Source organism: Rhodoblastus acidophilus (genome assembly GCF_900187365.1).
Lineage (GTDB): Bacteria > Pseudomonadota > Alphaproteobacteria > Rhizobiales > Beijerinckiaceae > Rhodoblastus > Rhodoblastus acidophilus.
Genome location: NZ_FYDG01000054.1, coordinates 1 through 2,658 on the forward strand (window position 1 = coordinate 1; position 2,658 = coordinate 2,658).

Below are 2,658 nucleotides of genomic sequence, written 5' to 3' on the forward strand. Positions count from 1 at the left end.
AGAATGGAAAATGCCGCCGCGCGAATGGGTGATGGCGAAAGCTCAATTCGCCATCCTGTTCCCGGATCGGTTCAGCTTGGCATGAAAACGGAACCGGCCTTCACACGGAATTCCTGACAGTCTCTCGCCCGATGAGTCCAACGACCGTGAATGGCTACCTCAACAAGCTGTCGGCGCTGCTCCACTGGGCGGAAAACGAAGGCTATATCGTTAAGAATCCTGCCCGAGGGCTTCGGGTTATCGATCCGGTCAGAAAGAAGGACAAGCGCCAGCCCTTTTCGACGGAGCAATTAACTCGGATTTTCAACGCGCCGCTTTACCGAGGCTGCGTCGATGATGACGCTGGATACGCCACTTCGGGAAAGAACCATCCGCGACGTGGGCGATTTTGGGTGCCGCTTATCGGACTATTCTCCGGGATGCGGTTGAACGAGATTTGCCAGCTTGATGTCGCGGATGTGCGCCTAATTGACAGCATCGAGTGCTTCGTCGTGACCACAGAGACATCTGGCGCGGCGACGGAGAATTACGCATGGTGCGCATGGAGGCCCCCATCACTTCAGACGCGTATTATTGTTCATGTCTGGATATAGTCATTATATAATGGGACTCCAATCAAAAATCTTCATTTTCATCCTCGTCTTCATTATGATCGTCGTAACTACTTATTTCGCTCTCAATAGCACACTTTGCATTTTCAGGGCTGTCAACCCCATCAAAAACAAACAGCTTCGCTTCCTTGTCATAAAATGACGTATAATCTTCATAAAGTTGCTTGTGGAAAGCGCTACCTTGCAGGTTTTTCGACTTGATTTTGAGACCAAATTGACGGTCTCCCTCATAGGCAAGCAGCCAGTTTGCGCCAAGCATTGGCTGGTCACCTAGCTTCGCCAACAGAGTTTCCTTCGGAACTTTATAAGATGGCTTGGTTGACTCATGGACATCAAGTGCAATCAAAGACGGGAATGGACCACATCTCGTCAATACTAGATCGAACGCATCGCTTGCTAATGGCTTTTTTATTTCCTTCAGAAGCCACAGAGCCCAGCTAATTTCGGAATCGTGCCCAGAGCCACCGTTTTGTTTTATTGCACGGTGAATTACACGGCTCCACAAATCAACATCAACAGACTCAATAGTATTTCGCCACGCAACAACGCGCGACACATAATCCCAGCAATGAGGAAAATTAATAGATACCCTAACCAAGAATGGCTCCAGAAGGTCCCAATAGCCGTTCCATATTTGCATCTCATCTATTTTTCTTAATGCGAATTTTACAACACCCTCATCCTTCCTTGCGGATGCTTGCCTGAGCACTTCATTCAAAAAGTGAATAAAATCAGATCGTTTTTGACCATTTTTTTGAGCGCCATCTTCGTATCGCTCGATTTCACGCCTAATTTCTACAGGCCAGTATGGCTCAAGGTCATCGCTTGAGTTAAGAATGACAGTCTTTGACTCATTAATATCTAATTCAAAAGCGCGTATAGCGTCTCGAATAGCGCTGAGATGCGCATTCGCATCATCGAGGTTGTCGCTTCCTATGTAAATATCATCGACTAAACGTAACATCGGGACATCGGCCCATGAATAGCACGAAATTCTTTATCTATTGCTGACCCAATAATCTCAGATATTATTCGGGAGAAATCCGGACCGACCGGAATGCCGACGGTCTGCCCATCCTGCGCTTGCCGCAAGAGCCAATCCAACTGGTTTCCATAAATAGAAGGCGAAGTCGGCTTTCTATCTTTCTTTGCAGCGGCTTTTCCATGAAGCGCCCAAGGAATTGCATGAGTGTATATTGAGTGATAAAACCTTGAGATATCAGTTCTCACAATATACCGCGATAGAGAAAGATCATGTCTTCGCCGTTTATGAAACTCAGGAAAAGATGATATTTTTATGGGTCGCCCTTCGACAGGTTCGAAACGTGGATATGAGCTTGATTCGGGGGAGCCCGACATATGCTCGTCAATTTCCCCACAGAATTTTGTGAAAAAAATTGCTGCGTCTATCATAAAAACGGGATTTGGCATCGTAAACACGCGACGTTGCCCACCTCGTTTGGACGCGTTGTAACGAGCGCCTTCTGTTGGCTTTTCTGTCAAATACTCTCCAGATTTCAATGGCTTGATTGCGGCTTCGTGAAGATTCGTGATTGAGAAAACTGGAGGCAGGTTCTCCGGGAAAAAGCCGTCCTCCAGCATTCGTTCTGCGAAGAGGCTTTTGTCGTCACCAATGAATGCAGTCATCGCGGCACCCGTTTATCCAATACGCAAGCGAAGATATTGGCGATAAATATCTCACGCTACTTTTTGAAAACGACCGACCGTCGCAACACAATCACGTGGCACCTTGATTCGAAATTGCCAGACTGTTCCCCGGAGCCATATTCCGGTTGGACGCTGTTTACGACGTTTTGTGGCAGGTTGGTCTGGCGGGGAGGTGTGGCAGTCCGCGCGACTGTTTCGCCCACGGCTACAGACACTTGTAGCCGATTTATCGGCCCCGGTGTGTGGCACCGTTATCGGACAGTCATTCGCAACTGTCGCAGAACTCTTATGCAGATCAATATGTTGGAAGGAGTGGTGGAGCTGAGGGGAGCTTCCGTTGTCGTCCATGGGGCACCCGCCGACAGGGTTATGGTGAGCC

General features: G+C 48.3%; 3 protein-coding genes. 1 reads left to right on the forward strand and 2 read right to left on the reverse strand.

Annotation, left to right across the window (positions count from 1 at the left end):
- The first annotated feature begins 146 nt into the window (after positions 1–146).
- On the forward strand, positions 147–593 hold the full coding sequence (locus CFB24_RS22120) for a site-specific integrase (RefSeq protein ID WP_141098586.1): 447 nt from the start codon (positions 147–149) through the stop codon (positions 591–593).
- A 22-nt stretch (positions 594–615) separates the two neighbouring features.
- Here CFB24_RS22120 and CFB24_RS22905 read toward each other — a convergent pair whose 3' ends face one another.
- Both CFB24_RS22905 and CFB24_RS22910 read right to left on the reverse strand, forming a co-directional pair.
- Positions 616–1,575, reverse strand: a complete 960-nt coding sequence (locus tag CFB24_RS22905) for an RNA-dependent RNA polymerase family protein (RefSeq protein ID WP_141098587.1) — start codon at positions 1,573–1,575, stop codon at positions 616–618.
- Positions 1,563–2,258 carry an RNA-directed DNA polymerase gene (locus CFB24_RS22910; RefSeq protein ID WP_141098588.1) on the reverse strand — a complete coding sequence of 232 codons (696 nt, stop codon included), beginning with the start codon at positions 2,256–2,258 and terminating at the stop codon, positions 1,563–1,565. Before CFB24_RS22910 ends, CFB24_RS22905 begins: the two co-directional genes overlap by 13 nt.
- Positions 2,259–2,658: the final 400 nt, after the last annotated feature.

Bases quoted from the DNA above. Each gene is read 5' to 3' on its own strand.
- CFB24_RS22905 (WP_141098587.1), bottom strand. From the start codon at position 1,575: ATGTTACGTTTAGTCGATGATATTTACATAGGAAGCGACAACCTCGAT.
- CFB24_RS22910 (WP_141098588.1), bottom strand. From the start codon at position 2,258: ATGACTGCATTCATTGGTGACGACAAAAGCCTCTTCGCAGAACGAATG.